27 protein-coding genes, 1 tRNA gene and 1 pseudogene are annotated in these 23,760 nt (G+C 73.6%); 5 read left to right on the top strand and 24 right to left on the bottom strand.

Translation table 11 applies throughout. The features are described from left to right. Window positions 1–54: 54 nt before the first annotated feature. Window positions 55–1,023, bottom strand: coding sequence for an SDR family oxidoreductase (locus ABD774_RS09330; protein WP_345040196.1), 969 nt, complete (start codon window positions 1,021–1,023; stop codon window positions 55–57). A 129-nt stretch (window positions 1,024–1,152) separates the two neighbouring features. Here ABD774_RS09330 and ABD774_RS09325 point away from each other — a divergent pair, with 129 nt between their 5' ends. Beyond that, window positions 1,153–1,362 carry a DUF3072 domain-containing protein gene (locus tag ABD774_RS09325; protein ID WP_345040193.1) on the top strand — a complete coding sequence of 70 codons (210 nt, stop codon included), beginning with the start codon at window positions 1,153–1,155 and terminating at the stop codon, window positions 1,360–1,362. 58 nt (window positions 1,363–1,420) lie between these two features. Here ABD774_RS09325 and ABD774_RS09320 read toward each other — a convergent pair. After that, window positions 1,421–1,493 (bottom strand) — tRNA-Ala (locus ABD774_RS09320). Between the two features lie 114 nt (window positions 1,494–1,607). On the opposite strand from ABD774_RS09320, the gene ABD774_RS09315 reads away from it, so the two are divergent. Then, window positions 1,608–2,321, top strand: coding sequence for an SOS response-associated peptidase (locus ABD774_RS09315; protein ID WP_345040191.1), 714 nt, complete (start codon window positions 1,608–1,610; stop codon window positions 2,319–2,321). Between the two features lie 16 nt (window positions 2,322–2,337). Here the strand turns inward: ABD774_RS09315 and ABD774_RS09310 are convergent, their stop codons facing one another. The 8 genes and pseudogenes from ABD774_RS09310 to ABD774_RS09275 form a co-directional block, all read right to left on the bottom strand. After that, a complete protein-coding gene (locus ABD774_RS09310; protein WP_345040188.1) occupies window positions 2,338–2,820 on the bottom strand; it encodes a hypothetical protein in 483 nt (160 codons plus the stop codon). Continuing rightward, a complete protein-coding gene (locus ABD774_RS09305) occupies window positions 2,817–5,291 on the bottom strand; it encodes a molybdopterin oxidoreductase family protein (RefSeq protein ID WP_345040186.1) in 2,475 nt (824 codons plus the stop codon). The genes ABD774_RS09310 and ABD774_RS09305 overlap by 4 nt, the downstream gene beginning before the upstream one ends. Window positions 5,292–5,508: 217 nt before the next feature. Next, window positions 5,509–5,758: pseudogene (locus tag ABD774_RS21840) on the bottom strand (acyl carrier protein). Window positions 5,759–5,845: 87 nt separating this feature from the next. After that, the gene (locus ABD774_RS09295) at window positions 5,846–6,592 is read right to left on the bottom strand and encodes an MBL fold metallo-hydrolase (protein WP_345040181.1); all 747 of its coding nucleotides are present in this window, start codon (window positions 6,590–6,592) and stop codon (window positions 5,846–5,848) included. Between the two features lie 160 nt (window positions 6,593–6,752). Next, complete coding sequence (locus ABD774_RS09290) at window positions 6,753–7,757, bottom strand: cation efflux transmembrane domain-containing protein (protein WP_345040179.1); 1,005 nt, start codon at window positions 7,755–7,757, stop codon at window positions 6,753–6,755. Further along, window positions 7,754–8,236 carry a transporter substrate-binding domain-containing protein gene (locus ABD774_RS09285; protein ID WP_345040178.1) on the bottom strand — a complete coding sequence of 161 codons (483 nt, stop codon included), beginning with the start codon at window positions 8,234–8,236 and terminating at the stop codon, window positions 7,754–7,756. The genes ABD774_RS09290 and ABD774_RS09285 overlap by 4 nt, the downstream gene beginning before the upstream one ends. Window positions 8,237–8,315: 79 nt before the next feature. Beyond that, a complete protein-coding gene (locus tag ABD774_RS09280) occupies window positions 8,316–9,773 on the bottom strand; it encodes a PP2C family protein-serine/threonine phosphatase (RefSeq protein ID WP_345040177.1) in 1,458 nt (485 codons plus the stop codon). Continuing rightward, window positions 9,770–10,489, bottom strand: a complete 720-nt coding sequence (locus ABD774_RS09275) for a GAF domain-containing protein (RefSeq protein ID WP_345040176.1) — start codon at window positions 10,487–10,489, stop codon at window positions 9,770–9,772. Before ABD774_RS09275 ends, ABD774_RS09280 begins: the two co-directional genes overlap by 4 nt. Window positions 10,490–10,638: 149 nt before the next feature. Here ABD774_RS09275 and ABD774_RS09270 point away from each other — a divergent pair, with 149 nt between their 5' ends. Further along, entirely contained in the window at window positions 10,639–11,028 is a 390-nt protein-coding gene (locus ABD774_RS09270) for an ankyrin repeat domain-containing protein (protein WP_345040174.1), read from the top strand. A 30-nt stretch (window positions 11,029–11,058) separates the two neighbouring features. Here ABD774_RS09270 and ABD774_RS09265 read toward each other — a convergent pair whose 3' ends face one another. The 11 genes from ABD774_RS09265 to ABD774_RS09215 form a co-directional block, all read right to left on the bottom strand. Beyond that, on the bottom strand, window positions 11,059–11,676 hold the full coding sequence (locus tag ABD774_RS09265) for a histidine phosphatase family protein (RefSeq protein ID WP_345040172.1): 618 nt from the start codon (window positions 11,674–11,676) through the stop codon (window positions 11,059–11,061). Then, on the bottom strand, window positions 11,673–12,065 hold the full coding sequence (gene rsfS / locus ABD774_RS09260; protein WP_345040169.1) for a ribosome silencing factor: 393 nt from the start codon (window positions 12,063–12,065) through the stop codon (window positions 11,673–11,675). Before rsfS ends, ABD774_RS09265 begins: the two co-directional genes overlap by 4 nt. A 36-nt stretch (window positions 12,066–12,101) precedes the next feature. Continuing rightward, window positions 12,102–13,712 (bottom strand): hypothetical protein, encoded by a 1,611-nt coding sequence (locus tag ABD774_RS09255; RefSeq protein ID WP_345040167.1) that lies wholly within the window; start codon window positions 13,710–13,712, stop codon window positions 12,102–12,104. Further along, window positions 13,709–14,419: a nicotinate-nucleotide adenylyltransferase gene (gene nadD / locus ABD774_RS09250; protein ID WP_345040164.1), complete on the bottom strand. Its 711-nt coding sequence runs from the start codon at window positions 14,417–14,419 to the stop codon at window positions 13,709–13,711. The genes ABD774_RS09255 and nadD overlap by 4 nt, the downstream gene beginning before the upstream one ends. 16 nt (window positions 14,420–14,435) lie before the next feature. Beyond that, window positions 14,436–14,597 carry a hypothetical protein gene (locus ABD774_RS09245; RefSeq protein ID WP_345040162.1) on the bottom strand — a complete coding sequence of 54 codons (162 nt, stop codon included), beginning with the start codon at window positions 14,595–14,597 and terminating at the stop codon, window positions 14,436–14,438. A gap of 118 nt (window positions 14,598–14,715) precedes the next feature. Then, window positions 14,716–15,723: a hemolysin family protein gene (locus tag ABD774_RS09240; protein WP_345040220.1), complete on the bottom strand. Its 1,008-nt coding sequence runs from the start codon at window positions 15,721–15,723 to the stop codon at window positions 14,716–14,718. Continuing rightward, on the bottom strand, window positions 15,723–17,093 hold the full coding sequence (locus ABD774_RS09235) for a hemolysin family protein (RefSeq protein WP_345040160.1): 1,371 nt from the start codon (window positions 17,091–17,093) through the stop codon (window positions 15,723–15,725). Before ABD774_RS09235 ends, ABD774_RS09240 begins: the two co-directional genes overlap by 1 nt. Before the next feature lie 110 nt (window positions 17,094–17,203). Beyond that, complete coding sequence (locus ABD774_RS09230) at window positions 17,204–17,446, bottom strand: hypothetical protein (protein WP_345040157.1); 243 nt, start codon at window positions 17,444–17,446, stop codon at window positions 17,204–17,206. Between the two features lie 51 nt (window positions 17,447–17,497). Next, window positions 17,498–18,802 (bottom strand): alpha-amylase family glycosyl hydrolase, encoded by a 1,305-nt coding sequence (locus ABD774_RS09225; protein ID WP_345040154.1) that lies wholly within the window; start codon window positions 18,800–18,802, stop codon window positions 17,498–17,500. Between the two features lie 14 nt (window positions 18,803–18,816). Next, the gene (locus tag ABD774_RS09220) at window positions 18,817–19,251 is read right to left on the bottom strand and encodes an SRPBCC family protein (protein WP_345040152.1); all 435 of its coding nucleotides are present in this window, start codon (window positions 19,249–19,251) and stop codon (window positions 18,817–18,819) included. A gap of 85 nt (window positions 19,252–19,336) precedes the next feature. Continuing rightward, the gene (locus tag ABD774_RS09215) at window positions 19,337–20,818 is read right to left on the bottom strand and encodes an FAD-binding oxidoreductase (protein WP_345040149.1); all 1,482 of its coding nucleotides are present in this window, start codon (window positions 20,816–20,818) and stop codon (window positions 19,337–19,339) included. A 193-nt stretch (window positions 20,819–21,011) separates the two neighbouring features. Here ABD774_RS09215 and ABD774_RS09210 point away from each other — a divergent pair, with 193 nt between their 5' ends. Next, on the top strand, window positions 21,012–21,431 hold the full coding sequence (locus ABD774_RS09210) for a pyridoxamine 5'-phosphate oxidase family protein (RefSeq protein WP_345040147.1): 420 nt from the start codon (window positions 21,012–21,014) through the stop codon (window positions 21,429–21,431). Between the two features lie 135 nt (window positions 21,432–21,566). Here ABD774_RS09210 and ABD774_RS09205 read toward each other — a convergent pair whose 3' ends face one another. The 3 genes from ABD774_RS09205 to ABD774_RS09195 all read right to left on the bottom strand — a co-directional run bounded on the left by ABD774_RS09205 (window position 21,567) and on the right by ABD774_RS09195 (window position 23,229). Continuing rightward, complete coding sequence (locus tag ABD774_RS09205) at window positions 21,567–22,400, bottom strand: SDR family oxidoreductase (RefSeq protein ID WP_345040145.1); 834 nt, start codon at window positions 22,398–22,400, stop codon at window positions 21,567–21,569. After that, the gene (locus ABD774_RS09200; RefSeq protein ID WP_345040143.1) at window positions 22,397–22,675 is read right to left on the bottom strand and encodes a hypothetical protein; all 279 of its coding nucleotides are present in this window, start codon (window positions 22,673–22,675) and stop codon (window positions 22,397–22,399) included. The genes ABD774_RS09205 and ABD774_RS09200 overlap by 4 nt, the downstream gene beginning before the upstream one ends. A gap of 119 nt (window positions 22,676–22,794) precedes the next feature. Continuing rightward, window positions 22,795–23,229, bottom strand: coding sequence for a VOC family protein (locus ABD774_RS09195; protein WP_345040141.1), 435 nt, complete (start codon window positions 23,227–23,229; stop codon window positions 22,795–22,797). Between the two features lie 76 nt (window positions 23,230–23,305). Here ABD774_RS09195 and ABD774_RS09190 point away from each other — a divergent pair, with 76 nt between their 5' ends. Further along, window positions 23,306–23,743 (top strand): VOC family protein, encoded by a 438-nt coding sequence (locus ABD774_RS09190; protein ID WP_486327289.1) that lies wholly within the window; start codon window positions 23,306–23,308, stop codon window positions 23,741–23,743. Window positions 23,744–23,760 lie beyond the last annotated feature (17 nt).

The raw sequence follows: 23,760 nt of genomic DNA, 5'->3' as shown, positions 1-23,760 counted from the left end.
CGCACCCGACCTGGTCCGACGGCAGCCGGACGACCGGCCCGCGGCCCACCTCCGTCACGGACGCGGACGGTGGAGGAGGCCTGCGACGCCCGCGGCGGCGAGCACCACCGTCGCCGCCCGGCGCCCGGCCGTCCGCCGTCCTCCGTGGTAGCCGCCCGCGACCTTCGCGGGTTCGCCCGCGTCCCCGTACAGGTTGCCCGTGGTGGGTGGGATCTTGCGCCGGGAGAGGTGCGTGCGGGCGACGTACGCGCCCATCACCCGCTCCATCGGGCCGGGGAAGGCACGGTGCTTCATCACCATCACCCGGCCGGCGGGCCCGATGACCGCCTCGGCGCGCGGCCGGCGCACCACGGCGGCGATCGTCCGGGCGACCCTCTGGGGGCTGTACAGCGGCGGGATCGGCTTCGCCTCACGGCCGACGTAGTTGGCGACCTGCCGGTAGTACGGGGTGTCGATGCTCGGCGGCAGCACGGAGCACACGTGGATGTCCGACGCGCCGGCGAGGCGCAGCTCGGCCCGCAGGCTCACGCCGAGCGCACGCGTCGCGGACTTCGACATCGAGTACGCCGAGGCGTACGGCACCGGGATCTCCCCCAGGATCGAGGAGACGTTGACGATCACGCCCGAGCCCTGCCGCTGCATCTGCTGCAGCGCCGCGCGGGTTCCGTGCGCGACGCCCATGACGTTGACGTCGAGGAGACGGCGCAGGTCCTCCAGCGGCGTCTCCATGAACGGCGCCACGATGCCGACGGCGGCGTTGTTGACCCAGGCGTCGATGCGGCCGAACTTCTCCACGGCGCGCCGCGCCAGATTCTCGACGGCCGCGGCGTCGGCTACGTCGGTCGGCACGGCGAGGGCCTCGGCGCCGGCCCGCCGGCACTCCGCCAGAACCTCGTCCAGGGCGGCGCGACGGCGGGCGGCCAGGACGACGGCGGCTCCCTTCCGTGCGAGCAGGAGGGCCGTGGCGCGGCCGATCCCGTCCGACGCACCGGTGATGACGACGACGGCTCCGGCGATGCGCACGATGACCTCCCTGGTGGCGCTGGAGCACCAGAGGCTAGGTGCTCGGCGCAGCGGACGCGCGCCGACCGTCGCTCCCGTTTCACCGGCCATGACGCGCGGGATCTCCCGGCCCGTCCTAGCGTGAGCGACATGAGCGAGAACCCGACCGGTGACGACACCATCAAGGATCCCGAGGACTGGACGACCGGCGACGAGCCGGCGACCGGCGCGCAGCTGAGCTACCTGGGCACGCTGGCCCGCGAGGCCGGGCAGGAGGTCCCGGACAACCTCACCAAGGCGGAGGCGTCCAAGCTGATCGACGAGCTGCAGGGCAGGAGCGGTCGCGTCCAGGAGGGCTGAGCCGCGACACGAAAAAACCCTGGGCGGGAGCCCAGGGTTTCTCTGCGGTGACGACGAGTGGAGCTAGAGGGATTCGAACCCTCGACCTCTTCCATGCCATGGAAGCGCGCTACCAACTGCGCCATAGCCCCGTGCGGGTGCCCCGTGGGGCGTGGACTACTTTAGGGCATCGCCGGCCCGGAGAGCCAATCCGCACGGGGCCGCCGGAGCGTGAGCCTCGCCACTCCCCTGGCAGACTGGGCGCCATGTGCGGACGCTATGCCAACGCCCGGCGCGACGCCGACCTCGTGAACGCCTTCGACATCCAGCAGGTCGTCGGCGAGGAGCTGCCGCCGTCGTGGAACATCGCCCCGACGCAGGACGTCCGTGCGGTTCTCGAGCGCGCCCCGCGCAACGAGCCCGACACACCCCCGGTCCGCCAGCTGCGCACTGTGCGCTGGGGGCTGGTGCCCTCCTGGTCGAAGGACCCCGGCGCGGGCGCGCGCCTGATCAACGCACGCTCCGAGAGCGTGACGGAGAAACCCTCGTTCCGGCGGGCCGCCTCGCTCCGCCGCTGCATCCTGGCCGCAGACGGCTACTACGAGTGGCAGAAGATGGACGACGGCGGCAAGCAGCCGTACTTCCTGCACGCCGACGGGCCGCTCGCCTTCGCCGGTCTCTACGAGTTCTGGAAGGACCCGCGCCTGCCCGAGGACCACCCCGACAAGTGGCTGTGGACGGCCACGATCATGACGACGCGCGCCGCCGACAGCCTCGGGCACATCCACGACCGCACGCCGGTGCTCCTCCCGCCGGACATGGTCGACGCCTGGCTCGACCCGCGCACCCAGGAGCTGAAGGACGTGCGCGCCCTGATCGACGCCATCCCCGAGCCGGTCCTCGTGCCGCGCCCCGTGGGCAGGGCCGTCGGCAACGTCACCAACGACGGGCCGGAGCTGATCGAGCCGGTCGAGGTCTAGCCGGTGAGCGTCGGCCTCAGCTGACGAGCACCTGCGTGGAGGACTCCTTGAGCTTGCCGTTCGCCCAGCGCATCTGCCGCACGGTCTGGGGGTGGCAACGCTGGCAGACCTCGAGCAGATCGGTGTGCTTGATGCCCTGGGCGGCCTGGGCGAGCATCTCCCAGTCCGTGGAGACCCCTGCCGCCTTCAGGTAGAGCCCGCGCAGGTCGCGCAGCAGCAGCAGCCCGGGGAACTTCGCCCGGCCCATCAGCTCGCTGCTCTTGTCGACGAGCTTCGCGGCGAGCGTCGACTCGCCCCTGGGCTCGGGGTCCAGCTTCTGCCCGTAGCGCTCGGCGATCTCAGCGATCTCGCGCACGTGCCGTTGCGACCACACCGCCAGGTCCCGCCCGACGTGGTAGATCTCGTGGTCCACCTTGTGGCGGTCGGCCACCTGCAGCAGCTCGTGGGCCAGGTCGTTCTCGCTGCGGTGCAGCTCCTCGAGCACCAGGCCGATCTTCATCGCGCGCCTCCCGTGGCCGCCAGGTCCTCCTCGACGCCGGAGCCGGGACCTCCGCGGGTGGGCGGCACCCAGCCGGTCAAGGGGGCGGAGGCGGTGGTCGTCGGGGCAGCCGACGCCGCCCCTCCGCCGTCCGCGAGGCGGGTGACGCGGGCCGCAGCGGTCTTGAAGATCGGCTGCTTGGACGCCGGGTCCCAGTCGGTGATGGTGAGCTCGTTCGCCGCACGGCCCCCGCCGTCGGACGCCGCTGCGTCCGGCCCGTGGCCGCCGCGGTCCCAGTACCCGTAGTGGAAGGGCAGGAAGACGACACCCTCGCGGATCGCGCTGATCCTGGCGCGGGCGCGGACGCTCCCCCGCGGCGTCGTGATCTCCGCGAGGTCTCCCTCGGCGAGGCCGAGCAGCTCGGCGTCGGGCGCGGAGACCTCCACCCACACCTCGGGCGCCGCGGCCTGGAGCTGGGGCGCCCGGCCGGTCTTGGTGCGCGTGTGGAAGTGGTAGACCGTCCGGCCGGTGATGAGCTGGAACGGGTAGTCCTCGCTCGGCAGCTCGTGCGGCGGGAGGTACTCGGCGAACTTCAGGACGGCCCGGCCCTCCGGGTTCATGGCCTTGTACTGCTCTTCCTCGACCGGCGCGCCGGTGACGAGGTCGCGGCCGTAGCTCTCGCAGTACTCGGGGTCGGCGAAGAACTTCCCGTCGGCGTAGAGCCGCTCGGTGCCGTCGGGCGCGTCCTCGGTGCAGGGCCACTGGATGCCGGTGCCGCCGCGCAGCTTCTCGTACGTGATGCCCGTGTAGTCGCAGGGGCGGCCGCGGCTGCACTCCTTCCACGCCTCGAACGCCTCCTCCGGCGTGGACCACTTCACGAGCGGGGCGCCGTCCTTGTCCTCCAGGCCGAGCCGGTGCGCGAAGTCGATGAAGATCTCCAGGTCCGGGCGCGCCTCGCCGGGCGGGTCGACCGCCTTCTCCGACAGGTGCACCGTGCGGTCGGCGTTGGTGAACGTGCCGGTCTTCTCTCCCCAGGTGGCGGCCGGCAGGACCACGTCGGCGAGCTGCGCCGTCTCCGAGAGGAAGATGTCCTGGACCACCAGGAAGAGCCGGTCCTGGCTCAGGATCGAGCGGACCCGGTCCAGCTCGGGCAGCGAGACCGCCGGGTTGGTGGCCTGGACCCAAAGCATGCGGATCGACCCCTCCTCGGCGTAGCGGATCATCTGCATGACGTGCGTCGGCGGGGAGTAGTGCGGGATCGCCATCGGCTCCACGTTCCACACCCGCGCGAGGTCCTCGACTTGGGTGTCGTTGGACCAGTTGCGAAAACCTGGCAGGTCGCCGTCCGCGCCTGCCTCCCGGGTGTTCTCCGCCGTCGGCTGGCCGTTCATCTGCAGCAGCCCGCAGCCTGGCCGGCCGAGCATGCCCCGCAGGATGTGGATGTTGTTGACCTGCACCGAGGCGGCCGTGGCCTGGTGGGACTGGTAGAAGCCCTGCAGCACGGTGGAGAGGAGCCGGTCCGCGGTGCCGACCAGCCGGGCCGCCTCTCGCAGGTCCGCCTCGGGGACGTCGCAGATCCGGGCGACCCGTTCGGGCGGGTACTCCCTGATCCCTGCGACCAGCTCGTCGAGGCCGACGGCGTGGGCGGCCACGTAGTCGTGGTCGACCCAGTCGTTCGTGACGATCTCGTGGAGCAGCCCGTTCATCAGGGCGACGTTGGTGCCCGGGCGCGGGGCGAGGTGGACCGTGGCGGTCTTCGCCACCGGCGTCGGGCGCGGGTCGACGCAGACGATCGCCGGCGGGTTGGGCCCGGCCAGCCGGTCGAGCACCCGCGACCACAGGACCACCTGGGTCTCGGCCATGTTGTGGCCGTAGAGCGCGATCACGTCGGCGTGGTCGATGTCCGAGTACGAGCCCGGCTGACCGTCCGAGGCGAAGGACTCCTTGAGCGCCTCGGCGGCGGTGGCCGTGCACAGCCGGGTGTTGCCGTCCACGTGGTTGGTGCCGATCCCGCCGTGGGCCACCAGACCGAGCGTGTAGTACTCCTCGAGGAACAGCTGCCCGGTGGTGTAGAAGCCGACGGCGCTCGCACCCTGCTCGTCCAGGAACTTGTGCGTCCGCTCCACGACCAGCGTCATCGCCTCGTCCCACGACGCCTCGACGAGGTCACCGCCGCGGCGCACCAGCGGCCGGGTGAGGCGGTCGGGCGAGGCGTTGGCCTGCCACCCGAAGAGGTCCTTCGGCCCCAGCCGGCCGTGGTTCACCCGGTCGGTGGCGCGGCCCCGCACGCCGACCATGCGGCCGTCCTTGACCGCGATGTCGAGCGCGTCACCGTTGGAGTGCAGGATCGAGGCGGTCTGCACCCACCGGTCGACGTCGCCCGGGGCGAGCCCCTCCTCGAGGTGCGTGTCCACCCGCGCCGGCCACGCTCCCCCGCGCTCGTACGGGGTGCGTGTGCCCCAGATGTCCGCGATCCGGTCCGAGGTGGTCATCCATGCCTCCGTCGCTGCGTCGCCGCCGGGTCCGACCAGGGAAACGCAGCCCCGACGGCGCCGCAACCGCACTGGGGGCGAGCCCGGCACCCGCCGGCGCCGTGCCTGGCGGGGTGCCGGCCTCGACACCTTCACCACCTGAGCACCTGCTGTCCTCGCACGCAGGCCCCCGCACCCGCCGACCCCGGCAGGTGGGGGGCCTGTCCGTGCGGGGCTGTCAGCCTCCCTGCTGCGGCGCGGTGTTGTCGGTGCCCGGACCGAGCTGACGCAGGAACTCGTGGCACTGGTGGGCTCGGGCGGAGTCCTCGGCCATGACCTTCTCGAAGAACGCGGCGATGTCCTCCTTGCCCGCGTTGCGGGGCGTCACGGACGTACTGCCCGTAGTCGTGCCCCGCCTTGAGCGAGTGGTACTGCACCGAGATGAGGTCGTAGGTGACGTCGTCGAAGCCGGTCTCTCCGGTTGCCATGCTGCTCACTCCTTCGGTTCTGTCGGATCTACCTTCTCGCGCGGGCGCCCGGGGGGGGCGTCCGCCGGTCCTGGCCGCGGGGCGCGGTCAGGAGGGTCCGGCCGCCCTCGCCGCGGCGACGGCGGAGTCGACGCCCTCGCGCCACGGCTCGCCGTGGCCGGGCAGCACCGTGCCGGCACCGGTCGCGGCGAGGACGTCGAGGGAGGCCAGCGCCATGGCGGAGTCCGCCGTGGCGGCCCCGGCGATGATGCGCGGGCCCGTGTGCGCGGTGTACGGGTCGAGCGTGACGAGGGCGTCGCCGCTGAGCAGGGCGTCCCGGTCGGGCAGGTGCAGGGCGCAGTGCCCGAACGTGTGGCCGGGGCTGAGCACCACCCGGGGGCGGCCGGGCACGTCGAGGGTCTCGCCGTCCTCGAGAGTCCCCTCCGCGCTCACGCCCTTGACCGCGAGCGCTCCCGCCCGGGCCATCGCCCCGAGAATGAGCGCGGCCCGCGGGTAGCGCAGCGGGTAGACGCCGCGCATGTTCTCGTGCGCGTAGCGGTACGGGTGGGCCGCGAGATACCGCTCCTTCTCGTGGGCCCACACCGCGACGCCGTAGCGCTCCTGGAGCCGGCGGGCCACGCCCACGTGGTCGAAGTGGGCGTGCGTGAGCACCAGCGCCGCGACGTCGCGCGGCCGGCGACCCAGCTCCCGCAGGGCCCGGCCGAGGAGCGGCCAGAACGCCGGCAGCCCCGCGTCGACCAAGGTGAGCCGGCCGTCGTCGTCCTCGATCAGGTAGCAGTTGACATAGGCGTGCTCCAGCCGGTGCACGCCGGGCGCCACGTCGCGCTCGAGCATCCTTCCTCCTTCCGACGTCATGCCGTGGGGGCCGGGGGCACGGGCCACCTCTCCACTATCGGGGGGTGCGGCGGTGCCTCGCATCTCGAGCGTGGGGGCGGCCGGCGACGGGTGCTCGGGCGTCGTCGTCGGGCGCCCGGGGAGCGCACCGCGCGGCTGCTCAGGCGTCCGCGTCGTGGCTGCTGGTCCTCTCCCCGACACCGGGCAGCATCCGCTCGGGGAGCGCCTCGACCGGGATCACCACGATGTCGTCGACCTTCCAGTCCAGGTCGACGGACATCTCCCGTGCGAGCCGGAGGTCCTCCAGCGTGGGGGCGTACCCCGGCCGGGGCACCACGAAGGACTCGACGTGGAAGACGTGGCCCTGGTCCCGCACGCGCGACTGGGCCTCCTTGACCCAGTCGAGAGAGGTGAGCTGCTCGTCGATGGCGAGCACCAGCGGGTGCGGGTCCTTCCCGTCGTACGTCTCGGCGCGCGCGTCCATCAGGGCCCGCACGGCCACCTTGAGGTTGGTCACGCCGTCCTTGAGGATGCTGCCCGAGATGAAGAGGGCGGCCACGGCGTCGGCCCACCACAGGCCCAGGCCGATGCCGAGGACGCCCACGATGCCGCCCACCGCCGTCATCCAGTCCGCCTTGTTCATGTCCGCGTCGGCGTAGAGCACGCGGTCGTGCAGCGTCTCCGCGAGCGGCATCTTGGCCCGCCCGAGCAGCACGGGCGGCACCGCGGTGTAGGCGAGGACGGCGATCATCAGCCAGCCCGACCAGAACGTGTAGCCGCCGACCTCCATGAGCCCGACGGGCGGGTGCTCGGCCTTGACCAGGCCCGAGGCCGAGTCGAACACCATGAAGGCGCCCATCGCGCAGAGCGCCGTCGCGGCCACGAGGTGCCCCACACCGACGGACCGGTGGTAGCCGTAGGGGTGCTCGGGCGTGGGTGGGCGCCGCGTGCGGCGGACGGCGATGAGGAACGCGATCGGGGGGATGAAGGACAGCATGTCCTCCATCCAGGCCGCCTTCATCGCCTGGGAGCTGCCCATCGCCAGGTAGGTCCCGGCGACGGCGGTGACGAGGAAGGCGATCGTCAGCCACGCCAGGCGGACCGCCCGGCGCAGGGCGCGCTCCTGCTCCTCGGGGAGCTCGGTGCGGCCGAACCTCGCGCTCATGCCGGCAGCTCCTGGTCCAGGAGGAAGCGCTCGAGCTCGGCGAGGAACGCGTTCTCACCCATCGGCGCGGCCATGACGTGCAGCTCCTTCTCCCCTCGCGGACCGGTGGTCGCGGTGTAGCGGTAGGTGAGGGCGACCTTGCTCGACCACGGCGACTTCGCCGTGAGGCCGCCGATGACCAGGTCCAGCTCGTCGTGCTCGAGCTGCCCGATCAGGTCCTCCTCGCCGCCGGGCACCCACACGATCTCGGCGTCGACCGACTCGGCGAACCGCTCCACCAGCTCCACCTCGGTTCCGGCGGGGTCGCCCTCGGTCCCGCCGGGCAGGTCGGTCCACGGCGGGTTCGGCGAGACGCCGACGCGCAGCGTGCCGCCGCTGACCCGGTCGAGCGTGCCGTCGGGATCGGTGGGGATGGTGGCCGAGCAACCGCCGGCCGTCAGGAGCACCGCCAGTGCTGGGAGGACGAACTTGCTGGTCATGAGGCCTAGTCAACCCAAGATCCGTGATTCCGCATCTCTACGTCCGGAAGGGGACGGGGGCCGCCGGGAACCCGGTACTTCAGGGCGTCAGCCAGCGACGGTAGTCACCCCAGCGAGCCACCAGGACGGTCGCGTCGTCCTCGAGCACCCCGCGCTGGTGCTCGAGCACCTTGCGGACGAGGCGACGGATCAGCTCCGGCGGGGGGTGCTCGGTGGCGGCCTCGCGGGCGAGGAAGTCCTCGAGCCGGTCCAGGCCGAAGACCGCTCCCTCGGCGTCACGGGCGTCGGTGATGCCGTCGGTGTGCAGCACCAGCCAGTCGTCCGGCTCGAGCACCTCCTCGGCCACGCGGACGTCGCGGGTCGGCAGACCGAACGCGGGACGCTGCCCGCCGGCGAGAACCTTGACGACCTTGCCGCGCCGCAGGACCAGGGGCGCGGGGTTGCCGGCGCTCACCCAGCGCAGGCGCCCATGGTCCAGGTCCAGCTCCGCGAGCACGGCGGACATCGTGCGCCCCGTCCTCGCCAGCTCCGCTCCGATGACGGTGTCGACGGCCATGACCTGGTCGAACAGCGAGCCGCCGTTGCGGCGCGTGCTGCGGTACGCGGAGAGCGCCATGGCGGTGAGGGTGCCGGCGTTCAGCGACGTCCCGTTGGCGTCGAAGATGGCCAGCGAGGCCGTGCTCTCGGAGAGGGAGTAGTCGAACGCGTCGCCCCCGACCGTCTCGCTCGGCGCAACGACGCCTGTGACCACGACCTTCTCCGTGCCCGCGGTCAGCGGGGGCAGCAGCTGCCAGACCAGCTCCGCCGAGGCGCTGCGCGGCCGCCGGCGCCGGACGCCGTCGAGCGCGTCCCCGTACTTCGTCGTGGTGGTCACGAGGTGACCGAGGAGCGTGGCGAGCCACGCCAGCTGGCTGCGGAGCAGGCCGTCCTCGAGGTCTGCGTCGTCGGCGGGAATCACCTCCAGCACGCCGAGCCGTTCCGCCCCGTCGACCAGCGGGACCCACAGCCGGGCCGCGCCGTCGGTGCGCGTCACCCGGATCTCGAGCTCACGGAAGGCCCGGCCGGGGAGCGAGTCGTCCACCCCGCGCCAACGCCCCCCGCGTACCGGGCGCAGCTCCACGTGGTCGTAGTCGACGAGGTAGACCTCGATGCCCACCCCCAGGAGGTCGCCGGCCTCGGCCGCCACCGCCGCGATCCGCTCCGGCGGGGCCACGTGCATTCCCTGCAGGAGCGCCAGCATGGCTGCGAGCGGCCCCTCGGACGGGCGTGGGTCCCGTACGCGCCCGCTGTAGGGCACGCTCCGGACGACGGCGCGCGCCTCGAGCAGCTCGTTGACGGCCTGGGCGAGCAGGTCCCGCTCCACCGGGGGCAGCGATCCGCCGCGGCGCGCGAAGTCCTCCAGCTCGGCCTGCCCGGCCGTACCGCCGAGAGCGAAGTACCGGCGCCACCACTCCCCCGGGCCGATGCCCGCGCGCTCCGCCACAAGCCGCAGCGCCGCGCGCTGCTGGTCCTCGCGGCCGGCCGTCGGCGCGCTCATCGTTGCCGACGCGCCGTAGAACGAACCAGGCCGAGCGCGACCTCCTGGAGGTCGCGGTGCTCGCGGCGGGCGAGCGCCACCAGGAGCGCCAGCGCGTCGGGCTCGTTCAGGTGCTCGCGCTCCATGAGGATTCCTCGGGCCGTGGCCACCAGGTCGCGGGAGCGGATGGCCGTCCGCAGGTCCTCGCTGAGCCGGCGGGCGTCGTCGGCGCCACGGGCGTGCGCCACCAGGGTGGCCGCCTGGGCGGCGAACATGCGCAGCAGGTGCTCGCTGGAGTCGTCGTAGGCAGCCGCCCGCTGCGAGTAGATCTTCAGCGTGCCCACGGCCTTGTCACCGGCCACCAGCGCGGTGCTCAGGGCGGACCGGACGCCCGTCGGACGCACGGCCCGGCCCCAGCGGGGCCAGCGCTCCTCCCGCCTCAGATCGGCAACCCGCACCGTGGCGTGCCGCTCCCACGCCGTCAGGCACGGTCCCTCGCCGGTCTCGTACTGCACCGTGTCGAGCTGCTCGACGAGAGGGTGGGTGGCGGCCACGGTGATCCGGGCGTCGCCGTCGCGAACGGTGACGCCGGCCCCGGTCGTGCCCGGGATGGCCTCCGCGGCCACCGACGTGACCAGCCGCAGGGCGTTGCGGACGGCGCCGTCCGTCAGAAGAAGGCCGGACGCTCCGGCGTAGGCACGGGCCAGCTCCTCCGCCAGCGGCAGCGACTCAGCCAAGAGGGACCTCCGTCCGCCTTTGCCGACGGTGCGGCCGGCCGGCGCCGCCCCGTCGCGAGCACCTGCCTCACCATAGTCCCGGGCGGCTCCCGGGTCCTGCGGAGCGGGCACCCCCGCGGCCGCCCCGGGCCCGCCCCTATCGTGGGCCCATGACCGACGAGGACGCCGTCGCGCTGGCCCACGAGATGTTCGACATGGCGCGGCAGGGACGGACCGAGGACCTCAGCGCCCTGCTCGACGCAGGAGCCCCCGTGGACCTCACCAACGCCAAGGGCGACACGCTGCTGATCCTCGCCGCCTACCACCAGCGGCCCGGCACGGTCCGGGCGCTGCTCGAGCGGGGCGCCGACGTCGAACGGCTCAACGACCGGTCGCAGAACGCGCTGACGTGCGCCGTCTTCAGGCAGGACACCGAGATCGCGGGGCTGCTCCTCGACGCGGGCGCCGACCCGGACGCCGGCGCGCCCAGCTCGCGGGCCACCGCACAGTACTTCGGCCTGCCGGACATGACTGCCCTGCTCGAGCGGGGTCAGCGGTAGCCCGACGCAGCCAGCGGCGGCTCGGAGCGGTCAGTCCAGCCCGAGGTTGTAGGCGCTGAGGCGCCACGCCGGCGCCCGGCCGGGGTTGGGGTGCATGAGGGTCCACCCGCTGTTCTCCAGGCCGGTCAGGCCGAACCAGTTCCCGGGGTCCAGCCCGAGCAGCACGGTCTGCCCGAGCGTGATCGCGGCGCCGTGACCGACGACCACGAGCACGTCGTCGGCGGTGAGCTCCGTCGCGGCCTCCTCGATCGCGGCGGCCACGCGGGTCCCGCAGCCGGTGCGGGTCTCCGCCCCCACGCCGTCGGGCTCACGCCCGTGCCGCCAGGCCGTGAAGGCGTCCGGCCACGAGGCCTGGATCTCCTCCTGGGTGAGCCCCTCCCAGGCGCCGAAGCTGCGCTCGCGCAGGCGCGAGTCGGTGGTGGGCCGGATCCCGGTGCGGTCGGCGAGGGCCCGGGCCGTGGAGACGGCACGCTGCAGGTCCGAGGTGATGATGCGGGTCGGCTCCAGCGCGGCCAACGCCGTCGCGGCGAGGTTGGCCTGACGGGTGCCCGCGTCGTTGAGCGGGATGTCCGACTGCCCCTGCAGCCGGCGCGCCGCGTTGAAGTCGGTCTGACCGTGGCGCCACAGGATGACGGTTCCTGCCGTCATGCCCGATCTTCGCTGTCCGCCGGAACGTGCAGGTCGGCCGGCAGGTCGACGACGGGGCAGTCCTTCCACAGCCGCTCGAGCGCGTAGTACTCGCGGTCCTCCTCGTGCTGGACGTGGACGACGATGTCGCCGTAGTCCATGAGGACCCAGCGTGCCTCGCTCACACCCTCCTTGCGCACGGCCTTGGCGCCCTCCTTGTGCAGCGCCTCGTCCACCGCGTCGACGATCGCCTTGACCTGGCGCTCGTTGCTGCCGGAGACGACGAGGAAGACGTCCGTGAGGACGAGCCGCTCGGAGACGTCGAGCGCGATGATCTCCTCGGCCTTCTTGTCGGCCGCCGCGCGCGCGGCGACGACGGCTAGATGGCGGGATCGGTCGTCAGCAGCCACAGGTCTCCTCGGGACGAAAAAGTGTCTCGGGCGATCCTACGGGGTCGGCCCGAGCAGCACCGACGTCACCTGCGCGAGAGACTGGATCCGCATCGACGCACCGTCGGCCTCCTGGTTGAACGCCAGCAGACCGATCAGGAGGCCGATGACGATCGCGACGAGGACCAGGGCGACGATCTTGACGAGCGAGGCGGCCGGGTTGCGGGTGTCCGCGTCCTCGTCGTGGCCGTCGTCCTCGAGGTCCTCCACGCCGTCGGCGCCCGGACCGCTGACCGGGCCGGCCATGCGCTCGCGCACGGAGCGCCGCGCGGGCTCATGACCGGCGCGCTCGGACGACTCGTCGGGCGACTGGGAGGACGCGGCGGAGAACTCGGCGAGGGAGGCCCACTGCGGGCGCGCCTCGTCGTCGTAGTCCTCCTCGTCGGGGCCTTCGTCCAGCGCCGCGGCGGCGACGGCCTCGGGCCCGCTGGCCGCCGAGGGGAACCGGCTGGGAGACGCCGCCGACCGTGCCCGCTCCGCCTCGGTGGGCTCACGCCTCACGGGTGTGAAAGCCGGGCCGGGAGCGGCCGGGGCTGCCGTCGCGGGCGCCGGTGCGTCGGCGGGGGCCGGGGCCGGGGCGGGGGCGGGAGCGGCGGTCGTCCGCCCGGCGGCTTCGCGACCGGAGGTGGGGACGCGGGACGCGGGGGCACCGGACGCGGGGGCGCCGGTGGTGGGGGCGCTCGGCGCCGACGCGGGCGTGGCAGTGTCCGGAGCACCGGAGGGAACGGCGTCGATGACGAGCGTGCCGTCGTCGGTGACCGCGGGAAGGCCGACGGCGGACTCCCACCCGGCCGGGTCGGTGGTCACCGGCGGCTCGTCGGCCACCGGCCCGGGACGGGACGGCTGTGCGGAGCCGGCCGCGACGGGCTGCACGCCGGTCAGCGTGCCGGTGGCGTCCAGGGTGCGGATGCCCTTGGCGGTGTGCGGGGCGCGCACCACCGGACGGCGCGCCGTGGCCGTGCGCTCCGTCGGGCCGTCCTCGGGCACCGCGACGTCGCTCCTCACCCGGTCGCGCAAGGAGCGCCTGGAAAGGGGGGCTGCCGGGGCGGCGGGCTGGTCGGCCTGAGTCACGCGGGCGGGGACCTCTGCCCGTGCGGAGGCAGGCGCCGGCGCGGCGGCCCGGTCGGGTGCGGGGGCCGGCGCCGGAGCGGCCGGGATCTGGCCGCGGTCCTCTGCCGGCGTCGGGGCGGCGTCCGCCACCCGGTCCCGCGCGGACGGCGCGGGCGGCTGCGCGGACGGCGCGGGCGGCTGCGCGGTGCGGGGCTGCCGCACCGACGAGTGCGCGGTGCTGGCCTGCGGCACCGGCGCGTCGGAGCGCTCGGCACCGGCGGCACCGTCCGTCGTCGTCCCCGTCGCGGCGACCGACCGCGCCAGGGCGGCCTCCGGCGGAAGCGGCCTGCCATCGTCGTCCACGAGCGGCAGCTCGCCCGTGGCGATGGCCTCCAGGCGTGCCTGCTCCTCGAGCTGGCGGATGCGCAGCTCACGCCGGGTCAGCGGCCGCGCCTGCCCGGCCCGCTCGGCGGCCAGGCGTGCGGCGCGCTCCGCCTCGCGGCGCCGCCTGCGCTCTCCCAGACCGCCCGTCTCGGTGGAGGGTTCCTGCTGGTTCACTTACCTGCTCCCACGGCCCGGGGCGGCAGCTTGACGCTGCGCTCGTCCCGGGCTCTCGTCGTCATGCGCGGCCGGGGCCGCGAGAAGTCGTCGACCTTCGCCGAGCCCCTGCGGTAGAGGCCGTACTTGGCGATGTACTGCACCACACCGTCCGGCACGAGGTACCAGACCGGCTTGCCCGCGGCGACGCGCCGACGGCAGTCCGTCGACGAGATCGCCATCGCCGGCACCTCCAGCAACGAGACCCCGGCCTCCGGAAGCCCGGAGGTGTCGAGCTCGTGGCCCGGGCGGGTGACGCCGATGAAGTGGGCGAGCGACCACAGCTCGTCGGCGTCCTTCCAGGTCAGGATCTGCGGCAGGACGTCCGCACCGGTGATGAAGTACAGGTCGGTGTCGGGCATCTGCGCCTTGAGCTCGCGCAGCGTGTCGATCGTGTAGGTCTTGCCCGGCCGGTCGATCTCCAGGCGCGAGACGGTGAAGCGGGGGTTCGACGCCGTGGCCACGACCGTCATGAGATAGCGGTGCTCGGCCTGGGTCACGTCCCGGTCGGTCTTGAACGGCTGCTCGCCGGTCGGGACGAAGATCACCTCGTCGAGCGCGAAGGACTCCAGGACCTCGCTCGCCGCCACGAGGTGCCCGTGGTGCACCGGGTCGAAGGTGCCGCCCATGACACCGACCCGCCGCCTCGGCCGAGGACCCCACGCCATCGCAGCTCCTGCAGGGTCAGTGACGCGTGTGGACGTTGCGGAAGGCGTACGTCACCAGGAGCAGGAGGACGAAGACCGCCAGGGTGAGCGCTCCCAGGACGTACGGGCTCACGGTCGCGCCGCCGGCCTCGGCGTGCTCCACCTGCTCGGCGGCGAACATCACTAGCGAGCTCTTCATCAAGGGTCCCCTTCCACCTGTCCTGCTGATGCCTGGGGGACAGTCTTGCATGACTGCCCGACCCTGGTCGCCGCCGACCACGTGGGCCGCGTCGCACCCTGTCCGCGCGCCCGCCGGGCTACGCCGTCGCCCCGACGGCCGGGAAGAGGCGTCGCAGCACGTCGGCGAGCGTGGCCACACCCACCATCCGGTCGCCGTCGGTCACGACGGCGAGGTGGTTGCGCGTGCGGCGCATGGTGGCGAGGGCGGCGTGCACGGTGGTCGCCTCGTCGAGGGTGAAGACGTCGCGCACGAACGGCTCGGCGTCGGCCTCGTCCGGCGCGGCGAGGGTGTCGCGGACGTGGACGACTCCCGTGACCTTGTCGCCGTCGCCGACCAGCACCCGCAGGTGGCCGGTCCGGCGCGTGGCGGCGCGCACCGCTCCCACCGTGGCGCCGGCGGGCACGATCGTCGCCGGACCGCTCCCCACCAGCTCCCCCACCGTGAGCTCCTGCATCTCCAGGGCGCCGGAGATCTGGGCGGAGTACCGCGCGTCCAGTGCGCCGACGTTCGCCGAGTGCTCCACGAGGTGGCGCAGCGTGTCGGGGTCGGTTCCCGACGCGGGCGCGTCCGGGTCGGCGCCGGCCTTGCGGACCAGCCAGTTCGCCGCGGCGTTCAGCGCGTGCAGCAGCGGCCGCGCGGCCCACATGAAGGCCCGCATCGGCAGCGCCAGCAGGATCGCGGACCGCTCCGGGTGCGCGATCGCCCACGACTTGGGTGCCATCTCCCCGACCACGAGGTGGAGGAAAGTGACGATGACGAGGGCGAGGACGAACCCGGCGACGTCGGCCGCCACCAGCGGCACGCCCCAGCCCTCGAGGAGCGGGGTGAGCCAGTGGTGGACGGCGGGCTTGGTGATCGCGCCCAGCGCCAGGGTGCACACCGTGATGCCGAGCTGCGAGCCGGCCAGGAGCAGCGTCAGCTCCGAGGAGCTCCGCAGTGCGGCGCGGGCGGCCCGGCTGCCCGCGGCCGCGTCCTCGAGCCGGTGCCGGCGGGCGGCCATGAGAGAGAACTCGACGGCCACGAAGAAGGCGCTGAGCACGACGATGGCCACGGTCGCGGCCAGCACCACGAGAGGGTTCTCGATCACCGGTCCACCTCCCCGTCGGCACTCGGCAGAGTGATGCGCACGGTCGACGGCACGTGCCGCTCGACCTGCAGGACCTCCACCCGGATGAACCTCGGCTCCGGGTCGCCGTCGCGGACCAGGTCTCCCGGGTCCGGCGGCAGCTCGATGTCGAAGGCGGTGCCGACCCCGGCGAGCCCGCCGTGATGGGCCATCACGAGGCCCGCGACGGTCTCGTAGTCGCCCCGCGGCAGGTCCGCGCCGAGGGCGCGCTCGAGCTCGTCGACGTGGACGTCGCCCGACATCACCCAGACGCCGTCGCCCTCCTCGGGCCGGTAGGTGGGGACGACGGGGTCGTGCTCGTCGGTGATCTCCCCGACCAGCTCCTCGGCCAGGTCCTCCAGGGTCAGCACCCCGGTGAAGCCGCCGTACTCGTCGACGACGCACGCGAGCTGGTTCGTGGTCTCGCCGAGCCGGCGCAGTGCGTCCGGGAGCGCGGTGAGGTGGGAGATCACGAGCGGCGGGCGCATGAGGGCGGTGACCGGTGCGCCGTCGGGCTCGTCGGTGCTGAGGACGTCGGCCAGGTGCACGACGCCGACGACGTCCTGCGTGTTCTCTGCGAGGACGGGGTAGCGCGAGTGCCCGCTCGTCATGAGCGCGCGGACGTGGCCGACCGTGTCGACGTCCTCGACGGTGTCCACCCGCGAGCGCGGGATCATGGCGTGCTCGACCGTCCGGCGCGGGAAGTCCAGGATGCGGTCGAGCATCATCGACAGCTCGACCGAGAGGTCACCGGTCTCGCGCGACTCCTCGACGATGTGCTCCAGGTCCCTGGCGGTCGCCGAGTGCTCGACGTCGTGCACCGGCTCCATCCGCAGGGCTCGCAGCAGCAGGTTGGAGGCCTGGTCGAACACCCAGATGAGCCAGCCGAAGAGCGTGAGGTAGATCGTGGTCGAGCGCGCCAGCCGGACGGCCACCGGCCCGGGCCTGGCGATGGCGAAGTTCTTGGGGAAGAGCTCGCCGAAGACCATCTGCACGACCGTGGAGAAGAGCAGCGCGAGCACGGCGCCGGTGGCGGCGGACACCCCGGCGGAGACGCCGGCACCGCCGAGCATCGAGCCGAGCGCCGTGCCGATGAGCGGCTCGGCGACGTAGCCGACCAGCAGCCCGGTGACGGTGATGCCCAGCTGGGCGCCGGAGAGCATGAAGGACGTGCGGCGCGTGATGGAGAGAACCCGCCTCGCGCCGTCGTCCCCGGCCTGGGCACGGGCGCTCGTGCGCGAGCGGTCGACGCCCATGTAGGCGAACTCCTGGGCGACGAAGTAGCCGGTGGCGGCCGTGATCAGCAGGACCACGACCACGCCGACGAGAAGGGACAGGACTGGGGTCACCGGCCGCGCACCGCCTCATGTCCGAGGTACGCGGCCGAGGGTATGTGGTCTGTGTCCATGTCTCTCTTCGTGGAACGGACGGCCGACGCGGGATGTCGGACGACCGGCGCTCAGCCTATCGGGGCGAAGGCCTCGGTCTCCCCGGCCAGCCCCTCGAGCTCCAGCCAGCGCAGACCGGCGACCGCCGCGCCCAGTTCCACGGGCCCGAGCGCCCCGACGGCGTGCAGGAGGCCGCCGTTGGCAGCCAGACCGGTGAGCTGGGAGACGTCGTGCAGGGCCCGGTCACCCTCCCGGAAGGAGTCCGGCTGCTCGGCACGGACGGCCCTGTTCCAGATCAGGTCGCTAGTCTCCACGTCTTTCACCCTAGGGGAACCGCGCCCCGGAGCGGCGGAGCCCAGGCGGCGTCAGCCCAGGACGGCCCAGCCGTGCCCGGGCACCCGGACGCGGTCGCCGTCGAGGTCCGCGCCGCCGGCCAGGACCCCGCCCGCGCGCGCGCCGACCTCCGCCTCGCCGTCCCCGAGGTTGAGGACGACCACGAGCCGCTCCCCCGGCGCCGTCACCTCGTACGCGAGGATCTCGTTGGACAGCTCGAGCGGGGCGGTCCGCGCGCGGTGGAGCCACGGGTGGCGGCGGCGCAGCGAGATCAGCTCGCGGTGCAGCCGGAGGACCTCGAGGTCGCCCGCCAGCTGGCCGGGCACGTCGGGGAAGGCCGGCCGGACGGCGTCGTCGCCGCCGAGCCGCTCCTCCTTGACACCCTCCAGGGCGTACTCGTCGCCGGCGTACACCGACGGCGCGCCGCCGACGGTGAACAGGACGACCAGCGCGTGCGGCAGGTGGCCCCGGTCGCTCAGGCGCGAGGCGATGCGGGTGACGTCGTGGTTGCCCACGAACGTCATGGGCGCGAACGTCTCCAGCAGGGCGTTGTGCCGCCCGAGGGCGTGGTCGAGCTCGTAGAGGTTGCGGTCGTTCAGGCTGCTCCAGATCGCCTTCCAGAGCTCGTACTGGGTCACCGCGTCCACCCCCGAGGCCGCGACGAAGCCGGCGTAGTCGCCGTGGATGACCTCGCCGACCACGTACGCCTCGGGGAACTCGGCACGCACCGCGGGAAGCACCTTCGCCCAGAACGAGGGCGGCACCGCGTACGCGGCGTCGAGCCGCCAGCCGTCGGCCCCAGCACGCAGCCAGTACCGCATGACCTCCTCGACGAGCTCAGCCACGGCGTCGGCGTCGTGGTCCAGCGCCACGAGACCCTCGTGCCCCTCGAAGGTCGCGTACCCCGGCCGGGTCCCGGCCGTCGCACCCTCCGGCCACGTCAGCCGGAACAGCCCCGCCTCCGGGTGGTCGGGTCCGCCGTCGACCGCGCGCAGGAAGGCGGGGTGCCGGGACCCGACGTGGTTGAAGACGCCGTCGAGGACGACCTTGAGCCCGCGCTCGTGGGCGGCGGCGACGAGCGCGTCGAAGTCCCCGCGGTCGCCGAGGCGGGGGTCGATCGTGAAGTGGTCGACGGTGTCGTAGCCGTGGCTGTGGGACGTGAAGACCGGCCCCAGCAGCAGCGCGGAGGCCCCGAGCTCGACGGCGTGGTCCAGCCAGCCGGCCAGGCGCGGCAGCCGGTGGGCGACCGGAGCCGCGGGGTCGAGCACCGGCTCCGCGCCGACGAGGCCGAGGGGGTAGGCGTGCCAGAAGATCGCGTGCTCGTGCCAGGTCGTCACGGTCGACCATCCTGTCAGCCGCTGAAGACCTCCGCCGCCTGCTTCAGCCCCGCCAGGGCCCGTTGCCAGTTCTCCGTGGAGTGCTGGGCGGCCTCCTCGGTGGGATTGTTGTCCTGCGTCAGGGTGACCCGTGTCCCGTGGGCGGTCTCCTCGAGCGTCCAGGTCAGCGTGTGGTAGTTCTCGGGCACGTCCGGCTCGCCGGTCAGCGGGCTGAAGTGGGTGTAGCGCAGCAGCCGCGGCTCCTCGATTTCCACGATCTCGCCGTGGTCCTGGAACGGCTTGCCCTCCCACTCGCCGGTGAACGTGATCCGGCTGCCGGGCACGTAGTCGCTCGCGACGCTCGCGCCGAACATCACGTGCCGCGAGAGCTCCGGGCTGGTCAGGACGGTCCACACGGTGCGCGGGAGCGCGTCGATGTCGATGCTCGTCGTCGAGACGTGGTCGGCCATGGCGGCACCTCCCGGACCAGCCTCCTCCTCTCCGGTGGGCCGCACAAGGCGCCTGCTCGCCCGGCTGCCCGGACGACGACGCAGGTCACCCCTGCGCCGTCGGCTCCTCGTCCGCGGTGGTGGCCGGTGCCTCGGCGACGGCGGCGACCGCGACGTCCGGCGACGTCACCGCCGGCACGCCCGCGGGTGTGCGCGGCGGGACCTGGCCGATGCGCAGCAGGCGGGCCGGGTCGTACCGCTCGGCCAGCTCGGTCAGGCGGGCCAGGGTGACGTCGTCGTAGCACCGGGCGACGCCCCCGGCGCCGGCGTGGGCGCCGAAGTTGGGCAGCACGCCGCCCGTGTCCCAGGGTGCGACCACCTCGGCCACCACCCGGGCGTGCGCTGCGAGCGCCTCGGCCAGCGGCGGGACGAGAACACCCACGAGCTCGAGGCAGTACGCCGCGTCGCGGTGGCACACGGCGCTCGGGACGGCCGGCTCCTTGGCCAGCGCCCCGCCGAGCTGACGGATCTCCACCATGAGCTGCGGCGACGACGTCCCGGGCCCGGCCACCTCCAGGAGCGCATCGACGAGCTCGGCCGGCAGGTCGCGGAGCAGGTGGTTGTACTCGCTGGCGGGCAGCGGGTCGACCGGGTCGGCGTGGACCATCCCGATCTGCGCGAAGGGCATCGGGCCAACCATGTCGATGATCGGCTCGGCGACGGCGCGCAGCGGCGTGAAGAGCTCGGCGCCGCGCCCGTGGTCGCCCGTCCAGACGAACCGCACGGCCACGGTGAACCGGCCCGCGAGGGGCGGCGGAACACCGGGGACGCCCTCGGGCAGGTTGAGCAGCGCGACCGACGTCGTCGCCTCGGGCGGCAGGCCCCGGCACCACTCGCGCCAGGTGTGCAGCATCGCGGCCGCGTGAGCGCCGTCGACGTAGAGGGCGCCGCCGTAGACCTCGGCCTGGGGGACGAGGTCGAGCTCGACGGCGGTGACGACGCCGAGCGCGCCCTTGCCGCCGCGCAGCCCCCAGAACAGGTCCGGCTCGTCCACCGCCGTGGCGCGCCGGACCATGCCGTCGCCGGTGACGACGTCGAACGCGCGGACGCGGTCGGACGCGGCGCCCCACGTCCGGGCGAGGGGCCCGATCCCGCCGCCCGTGGTGTAGCCGACGACGCCGACGTCGGGCGCCGACCCGACCGGCCCGGCCAGCCCGTGCGGCGCCGCCTCGGCGAGCAGGCGCGCCCACCGCACGCCGGCACCGACGCGCGCCCAGCCCTCGGGGTGGACGGTGCACTCGTCGAGCCGGCCCGTGTGGATCAGCAGCGCACCGTCGAGGTCCGAGGCGATGCCGTGCCCGGTGGACTGGACGGCCACCGGCAGCCCGTTGGCGGCGGCGAACAGCAGGGCCTCGGAGACGTCGTCGGCGCTGACGACCTCGACCACGGCGGCCGGGGACGTGGCGACGGCGAGGTTCCAGGGCGTGGCGAGCCCGGTGTAGCCGGCCTCGCCCGGTCGGTGCACGCGTCCGGTGACGCGCTCCTGGAGTGCGGCGAGGTCGAGGTCCGGCCTTGGTGAAGGGGTCATGGTGTCCTCCGCGACGCACCTGACAGGGCATGTGGTGGCCGGTCGGGGCGTCGCTGACCCGGCCGTCCCCCGACGAACTGTGGGCGCGAGTGTAGGGGCGCCCTGGCGTTGCGGTACGGCGATCGGTGCGTCGCTCGCGGGCGATCTGCGGGTGGATCTCGCCCGTGTCGGTGGGACTGGATAACGTCCCGCCATGGCACTGACGAGGGTGGAGAGCGAGCAGTTCCTGGCCGAGCCGCACGTGGCGGCGCTGTCGGTGGAGGGCGGGGACGGGCGGGCGCCGCTCACCGTGCCGATCTGGTACCAGTACTCCCCCGGCGCGCTGCTGTGGGTGCTCACGGGGGCCCGCTCGCGCAAGACGCGGCTCATCGAGTCCGCCGGCCGGTTCACCATGATGGTGGACCGCGTCCGGCCCTCCGTCAGGTACGTGTCCGTCGAGGGGCCGGTGAGCGGCATCGAGCCCGGCACCGAGGAGCACCTGCACGAGATCGCCCACCGGTACCTGCCGGAGCGGGCGGCGGCACGTTACATCGACTTCGCCCGGGCGGAGCTCGGCGAGCAGGTGGTGATCTCGCTGCGTCCGGAGCGGTGGCTCGGCGCGGACCTGGGCTGACTCACGCCGTCGTCGGACGGGCGGCCGCCAGCGGCTGGTCCGTCGGCGGCTCGTCCGCCGGCGGCTGGTCCGTCAGCGGCCGGTCGGCCGACGGCTCGTCCGCCTGCGCCGGGTCCGTGAGAGACCGAAACACGCTCAGGGGCGGCGCCAGTCGTCGCTGGTCAGGTGCGACCCGGCCATCGGCCCCATGGTGAGCATGCCGCCGTCGACCGCCCACGAGGCCCCGTTGACGTACGCGGCGTCCGGCCCGCAGAGGAACGCCACGGTGGCGGCGATCTCACGGGCGTCGCCCGGGCGGGAGACGGGGATCCCGGGCCGGTACTTGTCGACCAGGACCGACTCGTCCTCCTGGCCGGTCATGGGGGTCGCGATCTCGCCGGGCGCGACCGCGTTGACGGTGATGCCGTGCTCGGCGAGCTCGAGAGCGGCCACCTTCACCAGCAGGCCGAGGCCACCCTTGGCGGCGCAGTAGGGGCCCGCCCCCACACGCGGGGCGTGCTCGTGGACGGAGGTGATGGCGACGATCCGGCCACCGTCACCCGCAGCGACCATGTGGCGTGCCGCGGCCTGCAGACAGCAGAAGGCGCCGTCCAGGTCGACGGCGACGACGTCGCGCCAGCTGGCGTAGTCCATCTCGAGAAGGAGCGTGGAGGTCCCCGTCCCCGAGCTCATCACCAGGGTGTCGACGCCGCCCATCGTCGCGGCGAGCTCGTCGACGACCGCGGCGCCGTTCTGCGGCTCCGTGAGGTCCAGCCGGCGCACGTGCGCGGTGGCGCCGGCGGCCCGGACCTCCCGCGCCGTCGCCTCGGCGCCGTCGCTGTCCTCGTGCCACGTGATGCCTACCTGCCGCCCGGGGGCGGCGAGCGCGACGGCCGTCGCCCTGCCGATCCCCGAGTCGGCTCCGGTGACCACGACCCGGCGCGGCTCGAACGCCGCGGGCTGCTCGGTGGGGCTCGGTTCCGCGCTCACCGGGAGACCAGCTTGAAGAAGGTCGAGTCGCTGCCGTCGGCCTTCTGCTCCTGGTAGAGGAACGCCAGCTTCTCCTCATCGAACTTGGCGAACCAGTCGTCCCAGCTGATGTGCTCGAGCTGGTCCTCGCCGGCTCCGCCGGGGAAGTCGATGCGCAGGACCCCGGCGTCGCCCGAGCCCTCCGTCCCCCGGACGCTCGCGGGCTTGCCGTCGTGCTTCTCCACCCACTGCCGGATCTCGTCGTGATCCGTCGTGGTGCTGCTCTTCGATGCCACGGCTCCTCCTCCGTCTCACAGAACGTGCGGTGGCGGTCACTGGGTTCTTCGACGGTAGGTGGACAGCTCGCCGCTCGCACGCCGAGGACCGGCCGTCACGGCGAGCGGCCGCCGCCCCCTCAGTCGAGACAGAACTCGTTGCCCTCCGGGTCCTGCATGACGATGTGCCCGCCATCCAGGTTGTCGGGCTCGAAGCGACGCACCCTGCGGGCGCCGAGCGCGACGAGCTGCGCGCAGCGCTCCTCCAGGACCGCCATCCGCTCCTCGCCCCGCATCCCGCTCGCGGTGCGCACGTCCAGGTGCACCCGGTTCTTGGCCGTCTTCCCCTCGGGCACGCGCTGGAAGAACAGCCGCGGGCCCGCACCGTCGGGGTCCCGGAGCGCGGACCGTTCGTCGCGGCGCTCCTCGGGCACTCCCCATGCCGTCAGCGCCTCGTCCCAGGAGGCGAAGCCCGGCGGCGGCGGTTCCAGCTCGTACCCCAGCACCTCGGCCCAGAACCGGGCCAGGGCCGCCGGGTCGCCCGCGTCGAAGGTGATCTGCACGGTTGCCGCCATGACGCCTCCTCAGGTCGTGGCGACGAGACAACCACGCCCCACCCACACCCGCCAGGGCGCGGCGCCGCACGCGCCCATGGTCACCCCGGACGCGGGTGGGTACGCTCGCGAGATGGGCGTCCATCAGCTGCGCGTCGTCGTCGAGGCCGAGGACTACGAGAAGGCCGTCGCGTTCTTCCGCGACGTGGTCGGGCTGCCGGTGGAGGAGACCTACTCCAGCGACGGCGGGGCGGAGGTCACGATCCTGGGCGCGGGCCGGGCCACCCTCGAGATCGCGAACCCGGCGCAGAAGGACCTCATCGACGACGTCGAGGTCGGCCGGCACGTCGCCCCGAAGATCCGCCTCGCCTTCCAGGTCGACGACACCCCCGGCATGACGGACCGGCTGGTCGGGGCGGGCGCGGAGCTGGTCGCCCCGCCCACCGTCACGCCGTGGCACTCCCTGAACTCGCGCCTCGAGGTGGCGGCGGGGCTGCACGTGACCCTCTTCGCCGAGGGCACGGACGCGTACTAGGCGTACCCAGCCTGGCG

Source organism: Georgenia daeguensis, assembly GCF_039537705.1.
GTDB lineage: Bacteria > Actinomycetota > Actinomycetes > Actinomycetales > Actinomycetaceae > Georgenia > Georgenia daeguensis.
The sequence above is the reverse complement of the archived record's forward strand: the minus strand, read 5'-3'. Positions and strand labels throughout refer to the sequence as shown.

What these genes read in the sequence shown, in the direction of transcription:
- ABD774_RS09325 (WP_345040193.1), top strand. Translation starts at nt 1,153, where the DNA reads ATGAGCGAGAACCCGACCGGTGACGACACCATCAAGGATCCCGAGGAC.
- ABD774_RS09315 (WP_345040191.1), top strand. Translation starts at nt 1,608, where the DNA reads ATGTGCGGACGCTATGCCAACGCCCGGCGCGACGCCGACCTCGTGAAC.
- ABD774_RS09310 (WP_345040188.1), bottom strand. Translation starts at nt 2,820, where the DNA reads ATGAAGATCGGCCTGGTGCTCGAGGAGCTGCACCGCAGCGAGAACGAC.
- ABD774_RS09305 (WP_345040186.1), bottom strand. Translation starts at nt 5,291, where the DNA reads ATGACCACCTCGGACCGGATCGCGGACATCTGGGGCACACGCACCCCG.
- ABD774_RS09295 (WP_345040181.1), bottom strand. Translation starts at nt 6,592, where the DNA reads ATGCTCGAGCGCGACGTGGCGCCCGGCGTGCACCGGCTGGAGCACGCC.
- ABD774_RS09290 (WP_345040179.1), bottom strand. Translation starts at nt 7,757, where the DNA reads ATGAGCGCGAGGTTCGGCCGCACCGAGCTCCCCGAGGAGCAGGAGCGC.
- ABD774_RS09285 (WP_345040178.1), bottom strand. Translation starts at nt 8,236, where the DNA reads ATGACCAGCAAGTTCGTCCTCCCAGCACTGGCGGTGCTCCTGACGGCC.
- ABD774_RS09280 (WP_345040177.1), bottom strand. Translation starts at nt 9,773, where the DNA reads ATGAGCGCGCCGACGGCCGGCCGCGAGGACCAGCAGCGCGCGGCGCTG.
- ABD774_RS09270 (WP_345040174.1), top strand. Translation starts at nt 10,639, where the DNA reads ATGACCGACGAGGACGCCGTCGCGCTGGCCCACGAGATGTTCGACATG.
- ABD774_RS09265 (WP_345040172.1), bottom strand. Translation starts at nt 11,676, where the DNA reads ATGACGGCAGGAACCGTCATCCTGTGGCGCCACGGTCAGACCGACTTC.
- nadD (WP_345040164.1), bottom strand. Translation starts at nt 14,419, where the DNA reads ATGGCGTGGGGTCCTCGGCCGAGGCGGCGGGTCGGTGTCATGGGCGGC.
- ABD774_RS09245 (WP_345040162.1), bottom strand. Translation starts at nt 14,597, where the DNA reads ATGAAGAGCTCGCTAGTGATGTTCGCCGCCGAGCAGGTGGAGCACGCC.
- ABD774_RS09220 (WP_345040152.1), bottom strand. Translation starts at nt 19,251, where the DNA reads ATGGCCGACCACGTCTCGACGACGAGCATCGACATCGACGCGCTCCCG.
- ABD774_RS09215 (WP_345040149.1), bottom strand. Translation starts at nt 20,818, where the DNA reads ATGACCCCTTCACCAAGGCCGGACCTCGACCTCGCCGCACTCCAGGAG.
- ABD774_RS09210 (WP_345040147.1), top strand. Translation starts at nt 21,012, where the DNA reads ATGGCACTGACGAGGGTGGAGAGCGAGCAGTTCCTGGCCGAGCCGCAC.
- ABD774_RS09195 (WP_345040141.1), bottom strand. Translation starts at nt 23,229, where the DNA reads ATGGCGGCAACCGTGCAGATCACCTTCGACGCGGGCGACCCGGCGGCC.
- ABD774_RS09190 (WP_486327289.1), top strand. Translation starts at nt 23,306, where the DNA reads ATGGTCACCCCGGACGCGGGTGGGTACGCTCGCGAGATGGGCGTCCAT.